This window comes from Streptomyces sp. NPDC058457 (assembly GCF_042720695.1).
Classification (GTDB): Bacteria; Actinomycetota; Actinomycetes; order Streptomycetales; family Streptomycetaceae; genus Streptomyces.
In genome coordinates, this window is the sequence record NZ_JBHXLU010000104.1 from 1 (window position 1) to 21,525 (window position 21,525).

Genomic DNA, 21,525 nt, shown 5'->3' on the forward strand with positions numbered 1-21,525 from the left:
CTGGTTCTCACTGTCCGGGACAACGGCGTCGGTATCCCGCCCGACGGTCGTCGTAGCGGGCTGCGCAACATGGCGGAGCGGGCGGCGGAACTCGGAGGCCGACTGGAATGGGACTGCCCCGGGGATTCCGGGGGTCCTGGAGGCGGCGGTACGACGCTGGTGTGGCGGGTGCCGGTGAGGGAGCCGTAGCAGCGGGTTGACCCTGTTGTCGCGTCCCGGCCCGGGAAGTCCGGACCGGGGAGTGGACCGTTCGGCTCACGCCCTGCGTCACGGCGCGGCCTTCAAGGACATCGTGAAGGCCATGCAGCAGTGGCACGTGAGCGCGGCCCCCGTCCTCGACGACGACGGCCGCGTCGCCGGTGTCGTCTCGGAGGCCGACCTGCACACCGCTGTGTCCTGCTGTCGACGGGCGCGACTCAGCGGTGATTCTGGGTGCCCGGACCCGTCATCGTGGGTCGCTCCGCGCGGACGCCGGGACCAGGCAGCAGTGGGCGTCGCCCACGCCCTCGACAGCGCGGGCCAGCCGCTCGGCCACGGCGGCCAGGCCCTTGTCCTCGACCCAGCCGGTGAGGCCGATGACGCCTTCGAGCAGGCTTTCGTCGTTGACGACGGGCAGCCGCTTGACCTTGCGCTGAGCCATGATGCGCGCCGCCTGGGCGAGCGTGGCGTTCGGGTGCACGGTCACGGCGGGCGTGCTGAGCAGTTCCCCGGCGGTCACCGCGCCGGCCTTCGCCAGGTCGTCGAGGCGCTGCCGCTGGGTGAACCGGTCCGCGTCGCTGTCCCGGAACTCCTCCTCCGGGAGCGGATCGGCCTCCGACCCGCACACCCGGACCCATGCTCGTTGCGACCGTCAGAGCCTGCGGAGCCAGTCGTCGGCCACCCCGTGGAGCTTCTGCCCGGTCGGCCGCAGGTGCTTGTCGTCGATCCGGTAGGAGAGGTGGTCCACGACATCGACGACACCGTCCAGCCGGCGCGTCATGCCGACCGCGACGGGGATCTCGCTGCGCCGTTCCAGCTGTCCGGTGAGGGTGACCACGCCGTCCTGCGCCGTGACCTCGACGGTGTAAGGGGCCAGCCAGAGGGTGTTGCCGAGGACCTCCTGCCGGATCTCCCGCACGATCTCGTCGTCGGTACGCAGGAAGACCCTGAGCAGGTCGCCGCGTGTGACGATGCCGACCAGCCGGTCCTCCGCGTCGACCACGGGCAGGCGTTCGACACGGTGTCCGGCCATCAGCCGGGCCGCCTCGGTGACCGTGGCATCGGAGCGGACGGTGACGGCGGGCGTCGACATGGCACCGGCCGCCGTGGTCGCGTTGCTCTTGACGGCCGCACGCCGGGCGCCGCGGCCCATGATGTGCGTGTGGTCGTGCTCGGGATCGCGGGTCTGGTGCAGCATGAGGTCGGTCTCGGAGACCACGCCGATCACCTTGTCGTCCCCGTCGACCACCGGAAGGCCGCTGATGCGGTGCTCCTCCAGGAGCCGCACCAACTCCTTGAACGGCGTGCCGTACCCAGCCGTGACGACGTCGGTGACCATGACGGCGTCGACCTTCGTGGGCTTCATGTCCGAGCCTCCTTCAGGGCCGTGACCCGTGCGGAGACGGGTCGTACCGAGAGCCCGCCCCTCCGGTGGGCCCGGGCCCAGCGTCCGCCGCGCCGCGCCGCGCCGACAGGTGCTGACCGGGCACACGAACGGGCCGAGTGGCCCCTCCAACCCGTCCCCGGAAGGTGGCACGGTGACATCGGAGCCCCCTGCTGCACGACGTGGCAGTCCGACGAAAGGCGGTGGGGACGATGACACTTCCCCTGGTCGTAGGCGTCGACGGATCGGACGGAAGCCTGCTCGCGGTCGACTGGGCGGCGGACGAGGCCGCCCGCCACGACATTCCGCTGCGGCTGGTGTACGCCTCCCGCTGGGAGCGCTACGAGGCCGGAGTGCCGTCGGAGGGCACGGAACGCCCCTCGGAACGCGTGCTGGCCGAACACATCGTCGCCTCCGCGGTCGAGCGCGCCGCACAGCGGTGCCCGGATGTGAAGGTCACCGCCGACATCCTCCCCGACGACGCGGCATACGCCCTCCTGCGCGAGGGTGACCTCGCACATGCCCTGGTCACCGGGTCGCGCGGCCGAGGTGAGCTGACCGGGCTGCTCCTCGGGTCGGTCGGCCTGGCCGTCGCGGCCAAGGCACACTGCCCGGTGATCGTGGTCCGGGGCGACAGGACCGGCCTGGCCGGCGGCCACGAGCGGATCCTGCTGGGCGCGGGGGAACCCGGCACCGCACATGAGGCGGTACGGTTCGCCTTCCGTGAGGCCGAGGTCCGCGATTGCGCCCTGTACGTCGTCCGGGCCTGGCGCTGCCCCGCCCACGAGATCGGCAACCAGGTGGCGCTCGCGGAGGTCGCCCGCCAGCACGAGGAGAAGGCTTCGGCGCTGCTCGACGCACTGCTCGGCGAAGCCATGGCCGCCCATCCGAAGGTCAGGGTCCGCAGTGTGACGGCCGAGGGACCGGCCCATCGGATCCTCGCGGACCGCTCGGCCGCCGCCGACCTCGTCGTCGTAGGAGCGCGGCGTCGGCACGGACACGTCGGTCTCCAGCTCGGCCGGGTGGCCCACACACTGCTTCACCATGCGGAGTGCCCGGTTGCGGTCGTGCCGCAGACGGAGTGATCGTTGCACCTGTCCACAGACGCTGAGGCGGGCGACCCGCTCAGTCGGTTCCCGCAGCGGAGGGGGGCGCCGCATGGCCGTTCGGCCTCATCTCGTGATCGCCCTGGTGCTGCGGGGTGCGGGCCTGGCCGGGGGGCCCGCAGGCTCTCCACGTCGGCCACTTGCAGGGAGGGAGCCGAAGTGAGCGGCTGGACGTGGGAGTACGACGGTTACCTGCCCGCCGACGAGCGGCTGCGCGAGTCGCTGTGCACGCTGGGCAACGGCTGTTTCGCCACCCGCGGCACCCTGCCCGAGTGCACCGCCGACGAGGTGCACTACCCCGGGACCTACGCGGCCGGCTGCTACAACCGGCTCGCCTCGGACGTGGCAGGACACCGGGTCGAGAACGAGGACATGGTCAACCTGCCGAACTGGCTGCCGCTCCGGTTCCGGCTGCCGGGCTGCGACTGGCTCACCCCGGACACCGCCACCGTGCTCGACCACCGGCAGGTCCTGCACCTCGCCACCGGCCTCCTGGAGCGCCGGACGCGCTTCGGCCTCGGCGGCGGCGTGCTCCACGTCCGCCAGCAGCGCGTCGTGCATATGGCCGACCCGCATCTGGCCGCCCTGCGCACCGAGTTCACCGCCGAGGGCTACGCGGGGGACCTCGAGGTCGAGGCCGCCCTCGACGGAAGCGTCACCAACGCCGGGGTGCCGCGCTACCGAGACCTCGACGGCTGCCATCTGACCCACGTGCAAGGCGGAGTGGCCGCCCCGGACACGGTCTGGTTGCGCTGCCGCACCAGCACCTCCGGCATCCGCATCGGAGTGGCGGCCCGGCTGGTGGCCGACGTGCGGATCACCGAGGCGACGCCCGAGCCGCTGCGAGCCGTACAGCGCCTCCTGCTCCGGCTCACACCCGGACGTACCGTCGTCGTCGACAAGATCGCCGTCGTCCACACCTCGCGCGACTCCGCGACCGGCGAGCCCCTGCGGGCCGCCGTCGACCGCGTCGAGGCCGCTCCCGGCTTCGACACTCTCCTCGACTCGCACCGGACGGCGTGGGAACACCTCTGGCGGCGAGCCGAGTTGGACGTCCCCGGCCGGGCCGGACGGATTCTGCGGCTGCACCTCTTCCACGTGCTGCAGACCCTCTCCCCGCACACCGCGGACCTGGACGTGGGCGTGCCGGCCCGCGGGCTGCACGGGGAGGCGTACCGGGGGCACGTCTTCTGGGACGAGCTGTTCGTGCTGCCCTTCCTGAACCTGCACTTCCCGGAGGTCTCCCGCGCCCTGCTCCGCTACCGGTACCGGCGTCTGGACCAGGCGTGCGCGGCCGCCCGCGCGCTCGGCCGGCGCGGTGCGCTGTACCCCTGGCAGAGCGGCAGCGACGGCCGGGAGGAGTCCCAGGAACTGCACCTCAACCCCTGCTCGGGGCGCTGGCTCCCGGACCACTCACGGCTCCAGTGGCACGTCGGCTCGGCGGTCGCGTACAACGTGTGGCAGTACTGCGAGGCCAGCGGCGACACCGGCTTCCGGGACGGCGAGGGCGCCGAGACGCTCCTGCAGATCGCCCGTTTCTGGGCGGACTCGGCCACCTGGGACGACCGGCTCGGCCGGCACCGCATCCTGGGCGTGATGGGCCCCGACGAGTACCACGACACCTACCCGGACGCCCCGCAGCCCGGCCTCGACGACAACGCCTACACCAACGTCACCGCCGCCTGGGTCGTCACCCGCGCCCTGGAACTGCTGCGCGGGCTGCCCGAGCCGCGTCGCCGTGAACTCGTCGGCCGCATGGGCCTCGACGACAGTGAGTTCGCACACTGGGAGGACGTGTCGCACACCCTCCACGTCCCCTTCCACGACGGCGTCATCAGCCAGTTCGAGGGCTACGGCGACCTCGCCGAACTCGACTGGGCGGGCTACCGGGAGCGGTACGGCGACATCCGCCGCCTGGACCGGATCCTGGAAGCGGAGGGTGACACCGTCAACCGCTACAAGGCGTCCAAGCAGGCCGACGTCCTGATGCTCGGCTACCTCTTCTCACCAGCCGAACTCCGGTCACTCTTCGAGAGGCTGGGCTACGCCGTGGACGACGGGACCTGGGCAGGCACCGTCGACTACTACCTCCGCCGCACGAGCCACGGTTCCACCCTCAGCGGCTTGGTCCACGGCTGGGTGCTGGCCCGCGCCCGGCGCGCGGACGCGTGGAGGTTCGTCCAGGAGACCCTGCGGGGCGACATCGCCGACGTCCAGGGCGGAACCACAGGAGAGGGGATCCACCTCGGCGCCATGGCGGGCACCCTCGACCTCGTCCAGCGCGGGCTCACCGGCCTGGAGACCCGCGACGGAGCGCTCTGGCTCGACCCGGTGCCGCTGCCCGAGTTGTCGGCGTACGCGGTGTCCCTCCGCTACCGCGGCCACTGGGGCGTACGGCTGTGCCTGGCCCGAGGACGGCTGGAGATGCTGGTGCCCGCCTCGGACCGGTCGCCGATCGACATCCGGCTGCCGGACCGCGCGGTCCGCGTGGAGCCGGGAGACACCTGCCGGCTGGTGCTTCCGGACGGTGTCTGAGACGGCGTTGTCGTACCGATCATGCTGAGCGCGAGTTCGAGCGTGGTGGCTCGGTCGGGTGGTCTTCTGGCGATTAGCGCATAGGCGCAGGGCCTTCTGCACAGCTCGTGGGTGCCGAAGTCCATAGCAAACAGGAGGCCCTGTGGTGCGGTGTTCCCTGTTGGTGCCGCCGGGGTCCAACCGGGTTGCCCAGGCGTGTGACTGCTTCCCGCACAGGCGAGGCCCTGCCTGAGGTTCATGAGGCCATGGTGCTGTGGTCGATGACCATGCTCATGAGTCGGCGGCAGGCCCGACAGCGAGCGTGAACGTTCCCGGGACCGGCTCGGCCAGCCGGCCCCGGTCCGTCAGCCGCTTGGCCCGCGAGCGCACCCGGCCCTCGATGTTCGCCGAGGTCGGCTCCAGCCCGAGGCCGGCCGCGAGCTCCTGGCACGATACCGTCTCACCGCCTGGCGAGGACCCGGCCGGCAGAGCGAGGATGCGCTGGTAGTCGACCGCGAGTGCACCCTGCCGCGAGCCCGGGACGCCACACCGGCACGATCGAGCCCGGCCTGACCGGCCTCGCCGGAGACGGCGCAGACTGCTCCGGCGAGGCCACAGGAGCGGGGTCCCCGCCTGCGGACGTCGGTGCAACCGCAGATGCCCCCGTCTTCGGGGATTCAGCAAGGACTTCGCCAACACGCTGCCGGGCGATCACCCAGCCCTTCCAATCGGTCTCGGCATCGGCGAGTTCGGCCAGGACCCGGTCAGCCTCCTCCCGCAGCCCCTCCACACGCTCCCGCGCGGCCGACTCCCTTGCTTCCAGCAGACCCACGACCGACCCCACCCAACACCTCCGCCGACGAAGCAACCCGACGGTCCAACCCTTCCGCACCCGGGGCAAGATCACGCCTGACCTGCGGAAACCCGTCCATCAGGTTCGGTACGACAACGCCGTCTGAGGAGTATCGGTCGCCTGAGAGCTGACTGAGAGGTTCCTGTGCGACGCTGACGCGCCTTGTCACCGGCTTGCGACCATCTGATCCAAGGACCTGTTCATGACCCTGGTAAACGGCCTGCCCGCACATGTCCTGCTCGTGCACCTCGTCGTGGTGCTCGTTCCTCTGACCGCGTTGGCGCTCGTGCTCGCGGCGGTCTCCCGGCGAGTCGCCCGACGCATGGGCGTAGTGCTGCCGCTCCTGGCCCTGGTCTCGCTGGTCAGCGTGCCGCTCACGACACAGGCAGGTGAGTGGCTGGAGCGGCACGTCACGGACAGCGCCCTGGTGCAGCGGCACGCCGAGCTCGGAGACGGTCTGCTCCCGTGGGCCGCAGGCCTGTTCTTCCTGGCAGCCCTGGTCTGGTGGGGTGCCCGCGCAACCGCCGAGCCCCGGCCGGACGTCATGGGCACGGCCATCTGGTCCGCCGCGCCGGTGCGCGTGGCGGCGGTGGTCCTCTCGCTTGTCGTGGCGGCGGGCGCCGTGGTGGACGTCTACCGCATAGGGGACTCGGGTGCGAAGGCGGCATGGCGCGACGGCTTCTCCCGGACGGCCGCACCCGCGAGCGCGGATCACTGAGGCTCCCCCTCAAGCGGCACCAGGCGGCAGCAAGGTCCCACACGTTTCAGGACAGCGAACAGCGCCTCGTCAGGCCTGTTCGCTGGTCCGCCGCATTGATGCAGCTCAGCGTGTCCTTCCACGCGGTTTGAGGGGTGTCTCGGGCATCGTCGGCGCCCGCAGCGGAGCCCCGTCGTAGCCCTTCACCTCGCCGAAGCGGGTGCCCTTGGACCAGTCCTCGCGGGCCTGTTCGATCTCCTGCTGGGTACGCCCGACGAAGTTCCACCACATACCACGCGATCAACGGTTCTTCCCAGGTCAGAGGTATCGAACACCCTCGGGCGTCAGCAAAAGGTCAGCATCGGACGCCGAGGAGTCACCACCACATGGCAGCACGCACGCTCGCCCGCGGCATGGGTACCTTCTTCAAGGGCTGCGAGCACCCTGAGTCCCGCTGGTCGAAGTGCCCGCACGAGTACAAGATCCGGTACCGCAGCGCGGCGGGCATGCAGAGCGAGGAGTCCGGCTTCGCGACGCAGGACAGTGCGAAAGAGCGTTTGACGGAGATCTACAAAGAGAAGAAGGCGGGCCGGCGGTCCCAGTCGAAGGCGGAGCGCATCAGGAAGTACGGAACGATGCGGTTCGAGGAGTACGTCGAGGAGTGGAAGGGCGGTCAACGGCATCTGGCTGCCTCTTCGGTACGGCACCTCGAATCGCTTCTGGAGCATCACCTCTACCCGGCGCTCGGCAGCCGGCGGATGAACTCCTTCGACCACAAGGTGGTCGACGGCTTCATCCGCACCATGGAGCGCAACGGCGCTGGACTGGCCACCCAGTCCAATGCCTTCGACAAGCTGCGCGCGGTCCTCCTCGACGCGCATCGGCTCGGCCTCTACGGCGACAACCCGCTGGACGGCGTCAAGCCGCCACAGTATGACCCGGCTCGCGCGGTGATCCCGTCCTTGGAACAGCTTCGCGCGATACGAACCGCAGGTGACGATGCCTTCATGCTGGTCGCCGATTTGATGAGCGGGTGTGGTCTGCGGAACGGCGAGGCGTACGCGGTGAACCTGAACAACATGGTGGCCGATGACGTGTACCGGGTCAGCGAGCAGGTCGTGCAGTCGACGCGCCGGTACGGTCCGCTCAAGCACAGGAAGGCGGGGGAGTACCGCGACGTGCCCCTTCCTGCTCGCATCAGGGAGACGATCGAGTGGTATGCGGACAAGCACGGCACGTTCGACGGCTACCTGTTGCGTCAGCCGACCGATCCGCGCAAGCCGTATCCGTATTGGGGGACGGACAACCAGTGGAAGCGGATCAAGGCGTCGGGCGAGGTGGACATCCCGGAAGGGATGGTTCTCTACGGGAACCGGCACTTCTACGCGTCGAACTGCCTGAGTAACGGCATTCCGATCACGGATGTCGCCGAGTGGATGGGGCACAAGAGCGTCGACGTCACGTTCAAGATCTACCGGCATCTCCTGCCGGGATCGATCGGCAAGGCGGCGCAGGTGCTGGACATGGCACTCGCGGCCTGACGCGAGGGGTGGTTCCTGGCCGCGCCGGCGGCCAGGAACCGAGCGTGGCGTACCTCAGCCGAGCTTCTGCTGCTGAGCCCAGGCGTGCACATCGGTGATCTTGTACTGCAGCTTGGCGCTGCGGCCGTTTCCGAACTTGTAGGGGATGAGTCCGAGTTTGGGTGCATCTCGGTACACCCATGTGATCGACATGTTCAGATACTCGGCGGTCTGCTGGGCGTTCATGAACTGCGTGGGCATGCAAGATCCTCAAGGTCACATGGGTCGAGAAGACAGTCTGATCCTCCGGTGCAGACCGCGGTTTGCCGCGGCAGCGCATTGAGTGGTAGTAAAACGCTCTCTCGTGATCTCCAAGCGCCAGCATCTGAGCCCAGGGCGGCCGGGCAGCAGGTGACTCGCCAGGAGAGACTGCGCCGCGTGCTCCGTCTCGGAGCGGCAGGTGACCAGCGTGGCATCGATGTCCTGGATCGGGCAGTGCAGTTCGCGTTTGCCTGTGCAGGAGGCCGGTATCGCCTTCCGGTTCTCTTGGGCTTACAGCCCGGCGATCTCGTGGGCGGTGGCACGGGCCGCGCACAGAGTTCCGAGTGCGGCCGGGTCGATGCCCGGAAGCGGTCGCCACGCGGTGGGGCTGGAGGCGACCGGGCCGAAGACCTCGGGCTCGTCACGCAGCAGTGCCAGGTCGGTGATCGCCACCTCCGCTAGCACCTGTGCGACGATCTTCCGTGCAATCTCCGACCGCGACAGAAACGCTCGGGCTCTCTTCGGCTGGACAGCCAACTCCGCAGCCTCGGCCTGGAGCCCTTCCACTCGCTGCTGATCCGCGGCTTCCGCGCCTGAAGTTCCTCCGGCAACGACACGATCGCGCCCTGCCTCCACCCCACCACGGTAGGAGTGTGACGGCACTGACCACATGCCAATCAGTGTCTACCCAGCTCGGCTGACCCCCGAGAGGAACCGCACCCTTGTGTAATGGGCGATGCCTGCAAGGGCTTTGAGCCCGTAACACGATCTTGTTGAGGTGTCCTGGCTGGGCGTGACCGGTGTGACGATTCGGCCGTTCGGGAGGGTGTGAGTACTCGGCCGCGGATCGTGGATGACGACTTGTGGGCGCTGATCGAGCCGCTGCTTCCGCCCTGGCCGGAGCGATCACCGGGCCCTTGGCCGGTGCCGGACCGGATGTGTCTGCAGGGCATCCTGTACGTGCTCCACAACGACATAGCCTGGCAACTGATGCCCCTGGAGTTGGGGTTCGGCTCCGGACAAACCTGCTGGCGGCGTCTGGAGCGGCGGCAGCGGGCTGGGGTCTTCGACCGCCTGCACCGCATTCTGCTCGCCGAATCGAATGCGGCGGGTGAATTCGACTGGTCCAGAGCGTATGTGGACGGCTCCCACATCCGTGCGAAAAGCGGACCACCGCACCTGCGGCACAACCGCAGCCCGGTGTCGCAGTCCGCGGGCATGGCCAGCTTCAGTCGGGGCACCCCGTCTTTGCCCATGCCAGCACCGTAGAAGCAAGATTCGTTGTCGGCAGCCCCCGCGCCCAATCTGCCCCACGGGCCCCATCAGCGCGCCGTGATCCGGCTGCGCCTGAGGATGCGGCGACGCACCGCGTCACCATCACAGGCCAAACCCCGCCGACGCCCTATCCGCCCGTCAACCCTCGTGGCCGAGAAAGGCATTGGCACTCCCCGGCCACAGCAATCCCTTGAGTCGCTTTGCGCGCGGCACTCACTCTGAGCACTGGCTTCCGCTCCACGAGGGCGGAGGCATTTCAGTGTTCAGGGGAGGACGTCCACACATGCGAAGACTCCACGCCTTCTGGGCCGTGGCAGGAGCGGCCGGGCTGCTCGCCGGGGCGGTCACGCCTGCGGCGGCCGGTCCCGCGTCCCCGCTCGACCAGCCGGGCGCCACGCGGGCATCACACGCCGACACCCAGACCGTCACCCTCATCACGGGCGACAGGGTTTCGGTCACCACCGGGCCCGACGGCAAGTCCGCCGTCGACATCGAGCGCGGCAAGGGCCGTGAGGCCGCCACCTTCCTGTCGAGCGAGCGCGACGGCGAGGTCAGTGTCCTGCCGGCGGACGCGATCCCGCTGGTGAAGGCGGGCCGTCTCGACCCGGCCCTGTTCAACGTCACCCAGCTGGTGAAGCAGGGATACGCGGACTCGAAGACCGGCGCCACCCCGGTCATCGCGACGTACAAGAGCGGCAGCGCGACCCCTGAGGGCGCTCGCCGGACGCTCAAGCTGCCTGCGATCGACGGGGCCGCGCTGAGCGCAAAGAAGTCGACCTCCTTCTGGGCCGACATCGCCCCCGCCCTCGGCACCGAACCGACCACCAAGGCCGCGAAACAGCTCGGCGAGGGCATCGACAAGATCTGGCTCGACGGCAAGGTGCAGGCGTCCCTCGACGTGAGTGTGCCGCAGATCGGTGCGCCCGAGGTGTGGAAGGCGGGCTACGACGGCAAGGGCGTCGACGTCGCGGTCCTGGACACCGGCGTGGACATGGGGCACCCGGATCTGGCGGGGAAGATCGCCGAGACGCAGAGCTTCGTACCGGGCGAGACGGTGCAGGACGGTTTCGGTCACGGCACCCATGTGGCGTCCACGATCGTCGGCTCCGGCGCGGCCTCCGGCGGCCGGTACAAGGGCGTGGCACCGGGTGCGGAACTGCGCGTCGGCAAGGTGCTCGACAACACCGGCCACGGCCAGGACTCCTGGATCATCGCGGGCATGGAGTGGGCGGCCAAATCCGGCGCGAAGATCGTGTCGATGTCGCTGGGCGGTGACGCCACCGGTCCCTCCGACATCCTGAGCGAGACCGTCGACGAGCTGTCCGCCTCCACCGGCACCCTCTTCGTGATCGCGGCGGGCAACTCCGGCCCGTCCGAGCAGACCGTCGGCACCCCGGGCATCGCCGACTCCGCGCTGACAGTGGGCGCTGTGGACAAGTCCGACAAGCTGGCCTCGTTCTCCAGCCGCGGTCCGCGCGTCGGTGACTACGCGGTCAAGCCGGAGATCACCGCGCCCGGCGTGGCCATCACCGCGGCCCGCGCCGCGGGCACCAGCATGCCTGGCGGTACGCCGGTCGACGACTACTACACCACGGCGAGCGGTACGTCGATGGCGACCCCGCATGTCGCGGGCGCCGCGGCGCTGGTCGCCCAGGCCCACCCCGACTGGACGGGCCAGCAGATCAAGCAGGCGCTGGCGACCACGGCGAAGACCATGCCGGACGCCGACGTCTTCGAGCAGGGCGACGGCCGGGTCGACGCCGTACGGGCCGTCAACCAGGGCGTCTTCGCGACCCCGACGCTGAGCTTCGGCAAGTACGAGGAGACCGACACCGAGGCCGCCGGCAAGGACATCACGTACACCAACACCACGGACAAAGCGGTGGAGTTGAAGGTGTCCTCGTCACTTCGCGACGCCACACTGAACGCGGACACAGTGACCGTCCCGGCGAAGGGCACCGCCACTGTCGCGGTCACGGTCGACCCGGCGAAGGAGGCGACGGGCCGGTACACGGGCCACATCACCGCGAGCGCCGACGGCGTCCTCGTCACCACGGCCATCGGCTTCGAGAAGCTGCCGAAGACCTACGACCTGAAGGTGTCGCTGCTGGGCCGTGACGGCAAGCCGCCCACCTCGTCGTCGATCTTCATGCTGCAGGAGCTGAACGGCGCCTACCCGGACACGTACGGGTACATCGGCAAGAGCTACACCTTCAAGGTGCCGGCCGGTACGTACTCCACGGCGTCCTGGATCTCGCAGCGGGACGCGGCCGGACTGGAGGTCAACACCTCGGTCGTCGGCGATCCGGAGATCAAGGTCGACCGTGACACCGAGGTCGTCCTCGACGCCCGCAAGGCGGTCGAGATCAAGCCGAGGACCAAGGAGGACTCCGAGTTCCAGGGCTTCAGCACCAACTGGCACCGGGAAGGCCCGGGCACCGGCTTCGGGGTGACCTACAGCCAGGGCTGGTGGACCGACCACATCTATGTGGCGCCCACCGAGAAGGTCACCCAGGGCACGTTCGAGTTCTCCTCGAAGTTCCGGCTGTACGCCAAGGAGCTGACGGCGAGCGTCACCGGCCCGGAGAAGTACGCGCTGCCCCTCGACTACGCGCAGACCGACATCGGTCTGCCCGTGAAGGTCAGCGGTGACCACACGGTGCGCGCGGTGGACGCGGGCGCCGGCACCGCGGCCGACTTCGCGGGACTCGACGTCAAGGGCAAGGTGGCGGTCGTCCGAGTTGCCGCCGGCGGGACGCCGGACGAGGCGCTGGCCAACGCGACCGCGGCCGGGGCCGGTTACGTCCTCGCCTATCGCGAGACGCCCGGGTACTGGCTCGCCTGGGCGAAGAGCACGAGCGTCCCGCTGATGATCGCCACCGGCGAGGACGGCGCGAAGCTCGGCGCCCTGCTGAAGAGCGGGAAGAAGGTCAAGCTGAAGCTGGCCGGCACTCCGGTCAGTCCGTATGTGTACAACGTGATGTTCCCGCAGGTGGGAGCCATCTCGGCCAACCAGACGTACAACCTGAACAGCTCCAACACGGTAAAGCAGACGGTCCGCTACCACGGGGCCCGGGCCGGTGATGTCGGCAAGGACGCCGTGTACCGGTACCGCCCCTGGCAGAGCGCCGACATCGCCACCACCACCAACGTGCAACTCGGCACGGAGCGCACCGAGTACTACAACGTCTCCGACAACCGGATCTGGCACGCCGTCTATCCCAACTGGCAGGCGAACCAGCCTCAGTGGGGTCCCGTGCGGACCTTCGACAAGGCGGGCAAGCAGCCCGCCGAGGACTGGCTGAGCCAGGTCGTCCGCCCGGCGACCGCTCAGCAGGCCGGCCTCTCCCAGCGCACCGGTGACAAACTCACCTTCCGCATCCCGGAGTTGGGCGATGCCACACCGGGCCACTACGGATACGTGGACAACGTCCAGGACACCGCGAAGGGCAAGCTGTACGCGGACGGGCAGCTGGTCGGCGACACCGCACTCGGCGGCTACGGCACCTTCACCGTCCCGGCGGCAAAGTCCTCGTACCGCCTCGTGCTCGACACACAGCGCACGGCCGACTGGGCGGCGTACTCCACCGGCACCCACACCGAATGGTCATTCGCCTCGGCGCACACGGACCAGCAGACGGCGCTCGGGCTGCTCTCGGTCGACTACGACGTCGCCGGGCTCGACCTCCTCAACAGTGCGGAGGCCGGACACACGTCGAAGCTCGGCCTCTCCGTCCGGAACCAGTCGGGCGTCGTCACCGCCAGCTCCCTGAAGGCCTGGGTCTCGTACGACGACGGCACCTCGTGGAAGGAAGTGAAGGTCAAGCACGGCATGGCGGAGCTCAAGAACCCGAAGAAGGACGCCCGGTTCGTGTCGCTGCGCGTACGGGCCGGCGACCCGGACGGCAACATCGTCGACCAGACGGTCGTACGGGCGTTCGCCCTGAAGTAGACGACCGCAGCCAAGCGTTGCGAAAGATCTTAACAAAGATCGTCTACGGTGCCGGGCCATGGTGAACACGGCATACGACACGGCAAGGGAGACCCCTGCCGCGAGCTCCTGGGCCGCGGTGGGGGTCTCCGCGTTCGACGAGCTGTTGTACCAGGCCATCCTCAACCAGCCCGACGCCGGCGCGGGCGGCTGGGCGCTGCTGACTGGTGCCTCCCCGGCCCGGGTCCGGGAGGCCTGTAACCGGCTGCTCGCGCTCGGGCTGCTGCAACCATCCGACTCCATGGGCGGGTTACGGGCGGTCGACCCGCGGGTGGCGATCCGTGCGCTGATCCGGCGGCGCGAGACGGAGTCCGAACTGCTGGCCGCCGCCGCCGAGGAGATGGCGACCGCGCACGAGGTCGGGCTGCTGCGCGAGGAGCCGTCCCGGCTCGTCGAAGTGGCCTCCGGCGAGGGCGCCATCGCGGCACGCCTGGAGGAGATGTACGCGCGCGCGGAGCACGAGGTGTGCCTTCTCGACACACCGCCGTATCTCGCCCCGCCCGCTCCGCAGGTGGATCTCCAGGCCGATCTGCTCAGCCGCGGGATAGTCTCTCGCGGGATCTACGCGGCGACCGGCCTGGAGGATCCGAAGGTTCTGTCCCGCGCCTTGAGAATGGTCGAACTCGGCGAGCAGGCCCGGGTGTTGCCGACCGTGCCGCTCAAGCTGCTGGTGGTCGACGGATGCCGGGCGCTGCTGCCGCTGACCGCCTCCTCGGCCGGCGGCTACTGTGCCGTCGTCGTCTGGCACTCGGCAGTGACCGAGGCCCTGCAGAAGCTCTTCGAGCTGGCCTGGCAGCAGGCGACTCCACTGGGCCAGGCCGCCGACGACAGTGAACTCTCCGAGAGCGAGAGGACGTTGACCCGGCTGCTGGCGGCCGGAATGAAGGACGAGGCGGTGGCTCGCCATCTGGGGGTGAGTCTGCGGACCCTGCGGCGGCGGGTGCGCGAGCTGCAGGAGCGGCTGGGGGCGGCGAGCCGGTTCCAGCTGGGGATGCGGGCTTCTCAACGCGGCTGGGTGTAGCCGTTGCGGACCCTGTGAGACCGACGGACGGCGCCCTGGCCGAGAGCACGGCCCCCACTCCATGAACTGCCGTGGCCGAAGGGTGCATGGGCACGTCCTGGCCACAGGGATCCCCCGCAAAGGCATCGAGTCCAGCGAACGATTGGGGCGTCGCAGGTGGGTGATTGAGAAGACGATGTCGTGGCTGTCCGGCTACCGCGGACTCAGCCCCCGCTACAAGCGTCATCCCCGCAACTACCTGGCATTTCCCGGGCTCGCCGCGGGCTGTCCGCTGCTACAAGGTGACGTGCTCGGTCGCACCGTGTACCTCAGCAAGATCGTGTTACGAATTCTGAGGGCTCGCAGAGAGTCAACGCGACGACTTGATCTTGGCAGGGCTGCTGTTCGCGAGGAATGCGGTGACGTCAGCGGCTGTGCGGAACTTGGCTGATCGCAGTTGCCGGCAAGTGGTGGTCACTGGCGGATTCCCAACGGGCTCTGAAGTCTCAGGCATTGAAACGTTGGGCAAGCTCCGTCAATGAGGCCACGGAGATATCGGCCTTCGGATCGGTGCTCGGTGGCCGGACAGCCTTCGAGCCGTACTCCTGCGGACGATGTATGTAGGCGGTGCGCAGGCCGCAGGCTCGGGCCGCAGCGAGGTCGTCGACGTGTGCGGCGACCATCATGACCTGCTCCGGCGGGAGGCCGAGCAGTCGCGCGGCGCCCAGGTAGGCCTCGGGGTCGCCCTTGTAGTGCTCGAAGAGCTCTGCGGACAGCACGGTGTCCCAGGGCAGTCCGGCGTGCTTGGCCATGTTCACGAGCAGCGCGACGTGGCCGTTGGACAGCGAGGCGATGACGAACCGCTTCTTCAGACGCTCCAACCCCGAGACCGAGTCCGGCCAGGGGTCCAGCCGGTGCCAGGCGAGCACGAGCTCGGTGCGTACGCTCTCGGGCACATCCGGCACCCCGTATTCCGCGAGCAGTTCGTCGAGTGACGCCCGGTGCAGCGCGTCGAGGTTCACCCAGGCCAGGTCGCCACGCCGTACCCGATCCAGTGAGGGGAGGTACTGGCTGCGCCAGGCATCCGCGAACGCCTCGGCGTCCACGTCGGGTACCAGCCGACGGATGTCACGCGCGACGCCCGAGCGCCAGTCCACGACCGTGCCGAACACATCGAATACGAGCGCTCGAATATCCATATGATGACCGTAATACCTTGCCCCTGGCGAACGTCAAGCAGAGTCGCCCAGGTACTCGGGGTGCCGGATGTGAATCTATCGACAGTGTTGTGCCGGCGAATGCGCATTGCGGGGGGCGAGGTCCTCCAAGGCGCGACCGCGGTAGTCAAGGCCTGTGGGACGAAGTGGCGCGCAGTGGTGACCGCGCTGTTGTCGGGCGGCTCTGGCGCGTTGCCCCGTCGGGGCACCCTCAGGAGTGAGTATGGGACCGTTGTGCCGCCGACGTGCGCAACTGCCGCTCGGGGGCGGGTTGGTGCCGCGGCGCAGGTCCCATGGAACGGAGCCGCTCGCCCTGCACGGCGGTCGCATCCCTCAGCAGGTCGGTGAGCCGGTTGTGGTGCTCTGTGAAGCGGGTGGTCGTCGTGTCGTGGGCGACTCCGTCTCGGCGGACGGCCTCGACCTCTGTGCGGCACAGGCCTGACTCAAGATCAATTCACCAGGCCCTTTGCTGCTGGCCGGCTGCCGTCTCCGTGTGTCAGAGACGCGAGGATTGCCTCACGGCAGACATCGAGGATTTCGTCCGCCAGTGGAGAGCGGTCGGGGCACGCCCGGGACAGCATGAGTGCGCCGACCGCGTGGGCCAGTACGTCGATGACCGTGGCGCGGGCCGTGCGTTGGTCCGTGTCCGCAGCCGTGTCGCCTCCGGCCTGAAGGGCCGCTGTCAGGCTCTCTATGCCCGCTGCGAACTCCGTCTTGATGCCTTCGGGCTGACGCGCGGCGTCGCCGCTGAGGGCCGCGATGGTACAGCCCTCGCCGCGCCCGTCGCGATGCTCCCGGGAGACGTAGGACTCGACGAACTCGGCGATGTCCAGGTCTTCCGTCAGTGACGCGGTCCGTGAGAGCCCGTTCGCGGATGCCTCTGCCATCAGGGCGGCCTTGGAGTGGAAGTGCTTGTAGAACCCGCCATGGGTGAATCCGGCCTCCGCCATCAGGTCCGCCACGCCGACACCGTCGTAGCCGCGCTCGCGGAACAGCCTGCCGGCTGTCGCGACGATGTGTGCACGGTTCTGCTCCGCCTGCGCCTTGGTGACCCGCATGTCCAGCCCGCCCTTCTGTCGAAGCCCGACTGTCCACCATACATAGATGACGATCGACATCAAAGTGGTTGACTTTTTGGATTATGACCATCATTCTAAGTGGCGCCGACTACAGAAAGGCCAGGCCGTGAGTGACACACATGTGACCGCACCGACTCAGTACATCGAGGTAGACGGAGACCGGTTCGCGTACCGGCGCTGGGGGAAGCCCTCCGGCGTTCCGCTGTTCTTCGTCCAGCACTTCCGCGGTGGCATGGACAACTGGGATCCGCTGATCACCGACGGCCTGGCAGAGGGCCGTGAGGTCATCCTGTTCAACGGTCGTGGCCTCGCCTCGTCGTCCGGTACGCCGCGCAACCGGATCGAGGACATGGCCGACGACATCGCCGCGGTCATCCGGGCGCTGGGGCTGGAACAGGTCGACCTGCTCGGTTTCTCGATCGGCGGTGTCCAGGCAGAGGAGGTGGTGCTGCGCCACCCCGAGCTGGTGCGCAAGCTCCTGCTGATCGGCACCGGTCTGCGGGGCGGGGAGGAGTCCACCAACACCAAGGTGCCGGAGGTCGCGACGAATGCGATACCGACCGTGGACGACTTCCTCTTCCTGTTCTTCGGACGTTCGGAGGTCGCGCGGGAAGCGGGCAAGGCCTTCTGGGAGAGGCGTCACCAGCGGGTCGACCAGGACCCGCCGAGCTCGCCCGAACTCATGACGGCGCAGGCGGAGGCGATCGCGGTCTATTCGCCGCTGCGGCCGGGCGAGACGCCCTTCGTCTACCTGAACGCGATCACCCAGCCGACGCTGGTCATCAATGGCGAGGACGACGTGATGATCCCCTCGATCAACTCCTGGCACCTTGCCCAGAACATTCCCGACGCCCAGCTGATCATCTACCCCGATGCCGGGCACGGAGCGCAGTTCCAGTACCCCGAGCGGTTCCTGAAGCACGCTGTCCAGTTCCTCGACGAGTAGCGTCAACGGCACACGTGCCCAATCCTGCGGGCCGTGACGGTTCGCCAGATCGACTGGCGAGCCGTCACCGCCGTTCGAGCTGATCGCGAGCAGGGCTCCGGCCTTGTCGTCGCACTGGATGGCTGCTCAGTTGGAACGCGAGCCAGTGCGTCGTGCTCCCGGGCGCTGGGCAGGTCTGCCGGGAACTTCACGAGACGGTGGCTTCGGATTCCGCGGAGTCTCCGGCGATTGCCGCTCTTCCGAAGACCGAAGCCCGTATCAGGCTCAGTTGAGTTCGATCAGGCCGAGTCGGACCGCTTCCGTGACGGTGCCGGCGCGGTTCTCGGTGCCGAGCTTGCGGTAGATACGGATGAGGTGGGTTTTGACCGTCGCCTCAGCCAGGTGCAGGGCGCCTGCGATGGACCGGTTGCTGTGTCCCTGAGCCAGGAGCCGGACGACCTCGACCTCGCGCTCGCTGAGCACAGGACCCCGCTCGGCCGGCCGCCCGACGAACTGCGCCGCGACTTCCGGCGCCAGCGCCATGCCTCCCGCCGCCGCGGCGTGTACCGCGCGGAACAACTCCTCGGGCGGGCCCGCCTTGAGGACGTAGCCGCGAGCGCCGACCTCCACGGCTCGCAGCACATCGGCCTGGTGGCCATGACTGGTGAGCACAACCACCCGGGCATTCGTGGAGCCGGCGAGGATCCGGCGGGTCGCCTCGATGCCGTCGATACCGTGGCGGCCGCTGTGCGTGGCGCCCGCGTCCGACAGCCGGAGGTCCATCAGCACTACGTCGGGACGCAGCCGCTCCGCCTGACGTACCGCGTCGATGCCGTCGCCGGTCTCGCCGACGACTTCGAAGCCGGGTTCGCCTTCGAGAAGGGCCCGCAGCCCGGCTCGTACGACGGCGTGGTCGTCCACGACGAGGATCCGCAGCGGCGAATCGGGAGCCTCGCTCATGGAGCGCCGACCGGGACTCGTTCCTCGGCTCGCAGGGCCGCCCGTACGCGGGTGCCGTGTCCTGGAGCGCTGTCGACAGTGAGGGTTCCGCCGAACAGACCCAGCCGGTCACGTGCCGCGGTCAGTCCGAATCCGCGGCCGGTGTCCGTCGGGCGGACGGCCGTCGGGTCGAAGCCCACTCCGTCGTCGCGGACTTCGACGGCCGCGGTCGCCTTGTCGCCGTAGACCAAGGTGACGCGTATGTGTCCGGCCCGCGCGTGTTCGCGAGCGTTGGCGAGGAGCCCCTGAGTCACCCGCAGCAGGGCCACGGCCTGTTCCGTGGGCAGGGAGCAAAGGTCGTGCTGGGTGCGGAAGGAGATCTCGGGCGACCCGGTCGCGGTGCCGGCGCGGGCGCACAGGTCGCGCAGCGCCGCCTCCAGGCCCTCCCGGGCGAGCACAGGTGGGGTGAGGTCGTCGATGATGCCCCGGGTCTGTGCGAGATGCTCGCCGAGTGAGCCGGCCACCGTCCGCACGTGTCGGCGGGCGGCTTCCGGACGTCGCTCCCAGTCCTGCTCGGCGGCCTGGAGCAGCATGCGGCTGCCCGAGAGCTCCTGGGCGAGCGTGTCGTGCAGGTCCCGCGCGATCCGGGCCCGCTCGGCGAGGCGCCCGGCCTCCTGCTGCTGTCGCGCCAACTCGCCCCGTGTGGAAGCCAGTTCACAGGTCAGTCGCTGCTGGGTGCGGTAGAGGAGCACGGTTGCCCACAGGGCGGCGACCGGCGGTGCGAGCACATCGGGATCGAGGCCGCCGCCCGCCCGCAACAGGACCGCGAACAGCACTGCCGTGAGCACACCGAGCGCAGTGGCACGTGTCGCTCGGGTCGGCATCCGCAGTGCCAGGACGGCCAACGGCACGGCCAGCCACGCGTATCCGAAGGCGAGCGGCACCGGAAGGCTCCAGGCCACCCAGGTCCACAGCAGCAGGAGGAGGCCCAGCCAAGCGGTTCGGGCCCGGCGGCCCAGCTGGTCCCACTGGGCCAGCCCGGTCGCGTACGCCAGGGCCAGCCCCGCGGTGGGCGGTGCGATACGCCAGCAGAGTTCGTGGTTGAGCTCGAAAAGCCGTACGAGGGTGCCGGCGAGGGCAACCAGGAACACCAGGTGGGGGAGGTAGCGCTCCGCCACGGAGGGCCGGCGTACGGCAGGGGCGGTGAGGGACACGGCTACGGCTCCCTGGGGCGGGCCGGGCGGCGACGACAACAGGGCCAGAATGGTAAGCCGTGGCCTGTGTGATCACCGTAAGCGCTCAGGTGGGGCCGTGATCCCACGCGTTGGTGTCAGCGCCCAGGGTGCAGACCGAGCCAGCCCGGCGACGGGTCGCCCTTGACCTCGCCGAAGTAGAGGGCGAAGGTCTGCCTCAGCCGCTCGGCCTCGGCACGGTCCTCCATGAACTGCGGGAAGCCGTCGACGTGGGCGTTCGGGAACTCCCAGACCGGCTTCAGGTTCGCGTTCGGGGTGACGTCCGTACGCACCGACCAGCCGTTGAAGCTGGCCATCTGGTGCTCCTCGGACAGCAGCCAGTTCACGTACAGCTTGGCGGCCGCCGGATGAGCGGCCTTCTTCAGGATCGCGGCCCGCTGCCCCCACGCCATGAAGGGGTGGTCACCAGTTGGCACGACCCACTTCACGGTGGTCGATGTCGAGACCGTGCTGCCCGAGCCGCCGACACCTATGGTCTTCTGCTTGCTGTTGACGGCGACACCCGGAGTGTTCGTACCCCGGCCGAACTGCGGCTGCTGCGCGGCGAATCGCGCCACCCAGTCCCAGCCGTACCTCTGCTGGTACAGGTGGTAGAGGTAGAGCACCGCGTCGTCGTCGTTCGGATAGGAGGACGCGATGGCGCCCTTCCAGCGCTCGTCGAGCAGATCCAGTGGGGTCGTGGGCGCGCTGGAGCCGGCGGCCTGGATGTCGTACATGAAGCTGAAGGCGATGACCATGAGCGCGGTCCAAGAGCCGTCCGGGTCCTTGAAACCCTTGTGGACCTTGGAGAACCCGGCGGGCTTGTAACGCAGCAGCTTGCCCTCCCGCTTCCAGCGGGTGAAGTCCTGGAGCGTCTGCAGCTGGACGACGTCGGGGACCAGGGTGTCGGTCGCGAGCTGGTTGTCGACACGGACGTCGTGGTACTTGCTGTAGTCCACGACGGCCGTCAGCTCGACCTTCGGGAAGCGGGCGGCCCAGCCGGCCCGCACCCCGGCCGCCTGGCCGTCGACGTCCCCGCCCTGGTACAGGACGAGCTTGCCGCCTTCGGCGATGGCCTGCTCGTAGAGCTCGTCGAGGGAGCGCGTCTCTTCACGGACACCGGTGAGTGAGGCGCTGACCGGGGGAGCACCCTGCGCGCTGGTGGTGACCGCCGAGGCGGCACCGCTGAGTGCGACACCGGCTCCGGTGGTGAGCAGCCGGCGCCTGCTGAAGTTCCTGGGCATGGTGGTGGGGATCCTCCTGCTGGTTCTGCCGTCGCGCTTCGTATGCGGCGGCGCGGCAAGTCTGCCGATGAGCTGCGCCGTTGCGCGTCG

17 protein-coding genes and 4 pseudogenes are annotated in these 21,525 nt (G+C 69.1%); 11 read left to right on the top strand and 10 right to left on the bottom strand.

Annotated features, from left to right (window positions below; all coding sequences use genetic code 11):
* Nucleotides 1-189 (top strand): hypothetical protein (locus tag ACFWPS_RS45870; RefSeq protein WP_383717980.1); only part of this gene is annotated, 189 nt, incomplete at its 5' end.
* Nucleotides 190-292: 103 nt separating this feature from the next.
* Nucleotides 293-379, top strand: a pseudogene (locus ACFWPS_RS45875) (CBS domain-containing protein); the annotation flags it as partial.
* A 66-nt stretch (nt 380-445) separates the two neighbouring features.
* Here the strand turns inward: ACFWPS_RS45875 and ACFWPS_RS45880 are convergent.
* Nucleotides 446-829: pseudogene (locus ACFWPS_RS45880) on the bottom strand (CBS domain-containing protein); the annotation flags it as partial.
* A gap of 21 nt (nt 830-850) precedes the next feature.
* Nucleotides 851-1,564, bottom strand: coding sequence for a CBS domain-containing protein (locus ACFWPS_RS45885; protein WP_383717982.1), 714 nt, complete (start codon nt 1,562-1,564; stop codon nt 851-853).
* A gap of 230 nt (nt 1,565-1,794) precedes the next feature.
* On the opposite strand from ACFWPS_RS45885, the gene ACFWPS_RS45890 reads away from it, so the two are divergent.
* The 3 genes from ACFWPS_RS45890 to ACFWPS_RS45900 all read left to right on the top strand — a co-directional run bounded on the left by ACFWPS_RS45890 (nt 1,795) and on the right by ACFWPS_RS45900 (nt 6,773).
* On the top strand, nt 1,795-2,667 hold the full coding sequence (locus tag ACFWPS_RS45890) for a universal stress protein (protein WP_383717985.1): 873 nt from the start codon (nt 1,795-1,797) through the stop codon (nt 2,665-2,667).
* Nucleotides 2,668-2,847: 180 nt separating this feature from the next.
* Complete coding sequence (locus ACFWPS_RS45895) at nt 2,848-5,223, top strand: glycoside hydrolase family 65 protein (protein ID WP_383717988.1); 2,376 nt, start codon at nt 2,848-2,850, stop codon at nt 5,221-5,223.
* 1,034 nt (nt 5,224-6,257) lie between these two features.
* Nucleotides 6,258-6,773, top strand: coding sequence for a DUF2231 domain-containing protein (locus tag ACFWPS_RS45900; RefSeq protein WP_383717991.1), 516 nt, complete (start codon nt 6,258-6,260; stop codon nt 6,771-6,773).
* A 105-nt stretch (nt 6,774-6,878) separates the two neighbouring features.
* On the opposite strand, the pseudogene ACFWPS_RS45905 reads toward ACFWPS_RS45900, so the two are convergent.
* A pseudogene (locus ACFWPS_RS45905) lies at nt 6,879-7,043 on the bottom strand (pirin-like C-terminal cupin domain-containing protein); the annotation flags it as partial.
* A gap of 95 nt (nt 7,044-7,138) precedes the next feature.
* Here ACFWPS_RS45905 and ACFWPS_RS45910 point away from each other — a divergent pair.
* Nucleotides 7,139-8,293, top strand: a complete 1,155-nt coding sequence (locus ACFWPS_RS45910) for a tyrosine-type recombinase/integrase (protein WP_383717994.1) — start codon at nt 7,139-7,141, stop codon at nt 8,291-8,293.
* A 54-nt stretch (nt 8,294-8,347) separates the two neighbouring features.
* On the opposite strand, the gene ACFWPS_RS45915 is transcribed toward ACFWPS_RS45910, so the two are convergent.
* Together ACFWPS_RS45915 and ACFWPS_RS45920 are read right to left on the bottom strand one after the other, a co-directional pair.
* Nucleotides 8,348-8,533: a hypothetical protein gene (locus tag ACFWPS_RS45915; RefSeq protein WP_383717996.1), complete on the bottom strand. Its 186-nt coding sequence runs from the start codon at nt 8,531-8,533 to the stop codon at nt 8,348-8,350.
* A gap of 291 nt (nt 8,534-8,824) precedes the next feature.
* Entirely contained in the window at nt 8,825-8,986 is a 162-nt protein-coding gene (locus ACFWPS_RS45920; protein WP_383717999.1) for a hypothetical protein, read from the bottom strand.
* A 396-nt stretch (nt 8,987-9,382) separates the two neighbouring features.
* Between ACFWPS_RS45920 and ACFWPS_RS45925 the strand changes: the two genes are divergently transcribed.
* From ACFWPS_RS45925 to ACFWPS_RS45940, 4 genes and pseudogenes are all read left to right on the top strand, one after another.
* Complete coding sequence (locus tag ACFWPS_RS45925; RefSeq protein ID WP_383718001.1) at nt 9,383-9,802, top strand: transposase; 420 nt, start codon at nt 9,383-9,385, stop codon at nt 9,800-9,802.
* A 289-nt stretch (nt 9,803-10,091) separates the two neighbouring features.
* On the top strand, nt 10,092-13,760 hold the full coding sequence (locus ACFWPS_RS45930; protein ID WP_383718004.1) for a S8 family serine peptidase: 3,669 nt from the start codon (nt 10,092-10,094) through the stop codon (nt 13,758-13,760).
* Between the two features lie 58 nt (nt 13,761-13,818).
* Nucleotides 13,819-14,820, top strand: a complete 1,002-nt coding sequence (locus ACFWPS_RS45935) for a LuxR C-terminal-related transcriptional regulator (RefSeq protein ID WP_383718007.1) — start codon at nt 13,819-13,821, stop codon at nt 14,818-14,820.
* A gap of 109 nt (nt 14,821-14,929) precedes the next feature.
* Nucleotides 14,930-15,082, top strand: a pseudogene (locus ACFWPS_RS45940) (IS5/IS1182 family transposase); the annotation flags it as partial.
* A 223-nt stretch (nt 15,083-15,305) separates the two neighbouring features.
* Here the strand turns inward: ACFWPS_RS45940 and ACFWPS_RS45945 are convergent.
* A complete protein-coding gene (locus ACFWPS_RS45945) occupies nt 15,306-15,998 on the bottom strand; it encodes a haloacid dehalogenase type II (RefSeq protein ID WP_383718009.1) in 693 nt (230 codons plus the stop codon).
* A 467-nt stretch (nt 15,999-16,465) separates the two neighbouring features.
* Nucleotides 16,466-17,134 (bottom strand): TetR/AcrR family transcriptional regulator, encoded by a 669-nt coding sequence (locus ACFWPS_RS45950; RefSeq protein ID WP_383718011.1) that lies wholly within the window; start codon nt 17,132-17,134, stop codon nt 16,466-16,468.
* Here ACFWPS_RS45950 and ACFWPS_RS45955 point away from each other — a divergent pair.
* Complete coding sequence (locus ACFWPS_RS45955) at nt 17,121-18,041, top strand: alpha/beta fold hydrolase (RefSeq protein ID WP_383718014.1); 921 nt, start codon at nt 17,121-17,123, stop codon at nt 18,039-18,041. The genes ACFWPS_RS45950 and ACFWPS_RS45955 overlap by 14 nt on opposite strands.
* 264 nt (nt 18,042-18,305) lie before the next feature.
* Here the strand turns inward: ACFWPS_RS45955 and ACFWPS_RS45960 are convergent, their stop codons facing one another.
* The 3 genes from ACFWPS_RS45960 to ACFWPS_RS45970 form a co-directional block, all read right to left on the bottom strand.
* Nucleotides 18,306-18,980 carry a response regulator gene (locus ACFWPS_RS45960; RefSeq protein WP_383718016.1) on the bottom strand — a complete coding sequence of 225 codons (675 nt, stop codon included), beginning with the start codon at nt 18,978-18,980 and terminating at the stop codon, nt 18,306-18,308.
* Nucleotides 18,977-20,173 (bottom strand): histidine kinase, encoded by a 1,197-nt coding sequence (locus tag ACFWPS_RS45965; RefSeq protein ID WP_383718019.1) that lies wholly within the window; start codon nt 20,171-20,173, stop codon nt 18,977-18,979. The genes ACFWPS_RS45960 and ACFWPS_RS45965 overlap by 4 nt, the downstream gene beginning before the upstream one ends.
* Before the next feature lie 116 nt (nt 20,174-20,289).
* Nucleotides 20,290-21,435: an ABC transporter substrate-binding protein gene (locus ACFWPS_RS45970; RefSeq protein ID WP_383718022.1), complete on the bottom strand. Its 1,146-nt coding sequence runs from the start codon at nt 21,433-21,435 to the stop codon at nt 20,290-20,292.
* Nucleotides 21,436-21,525: the final 90 nt, after the last annotated feature.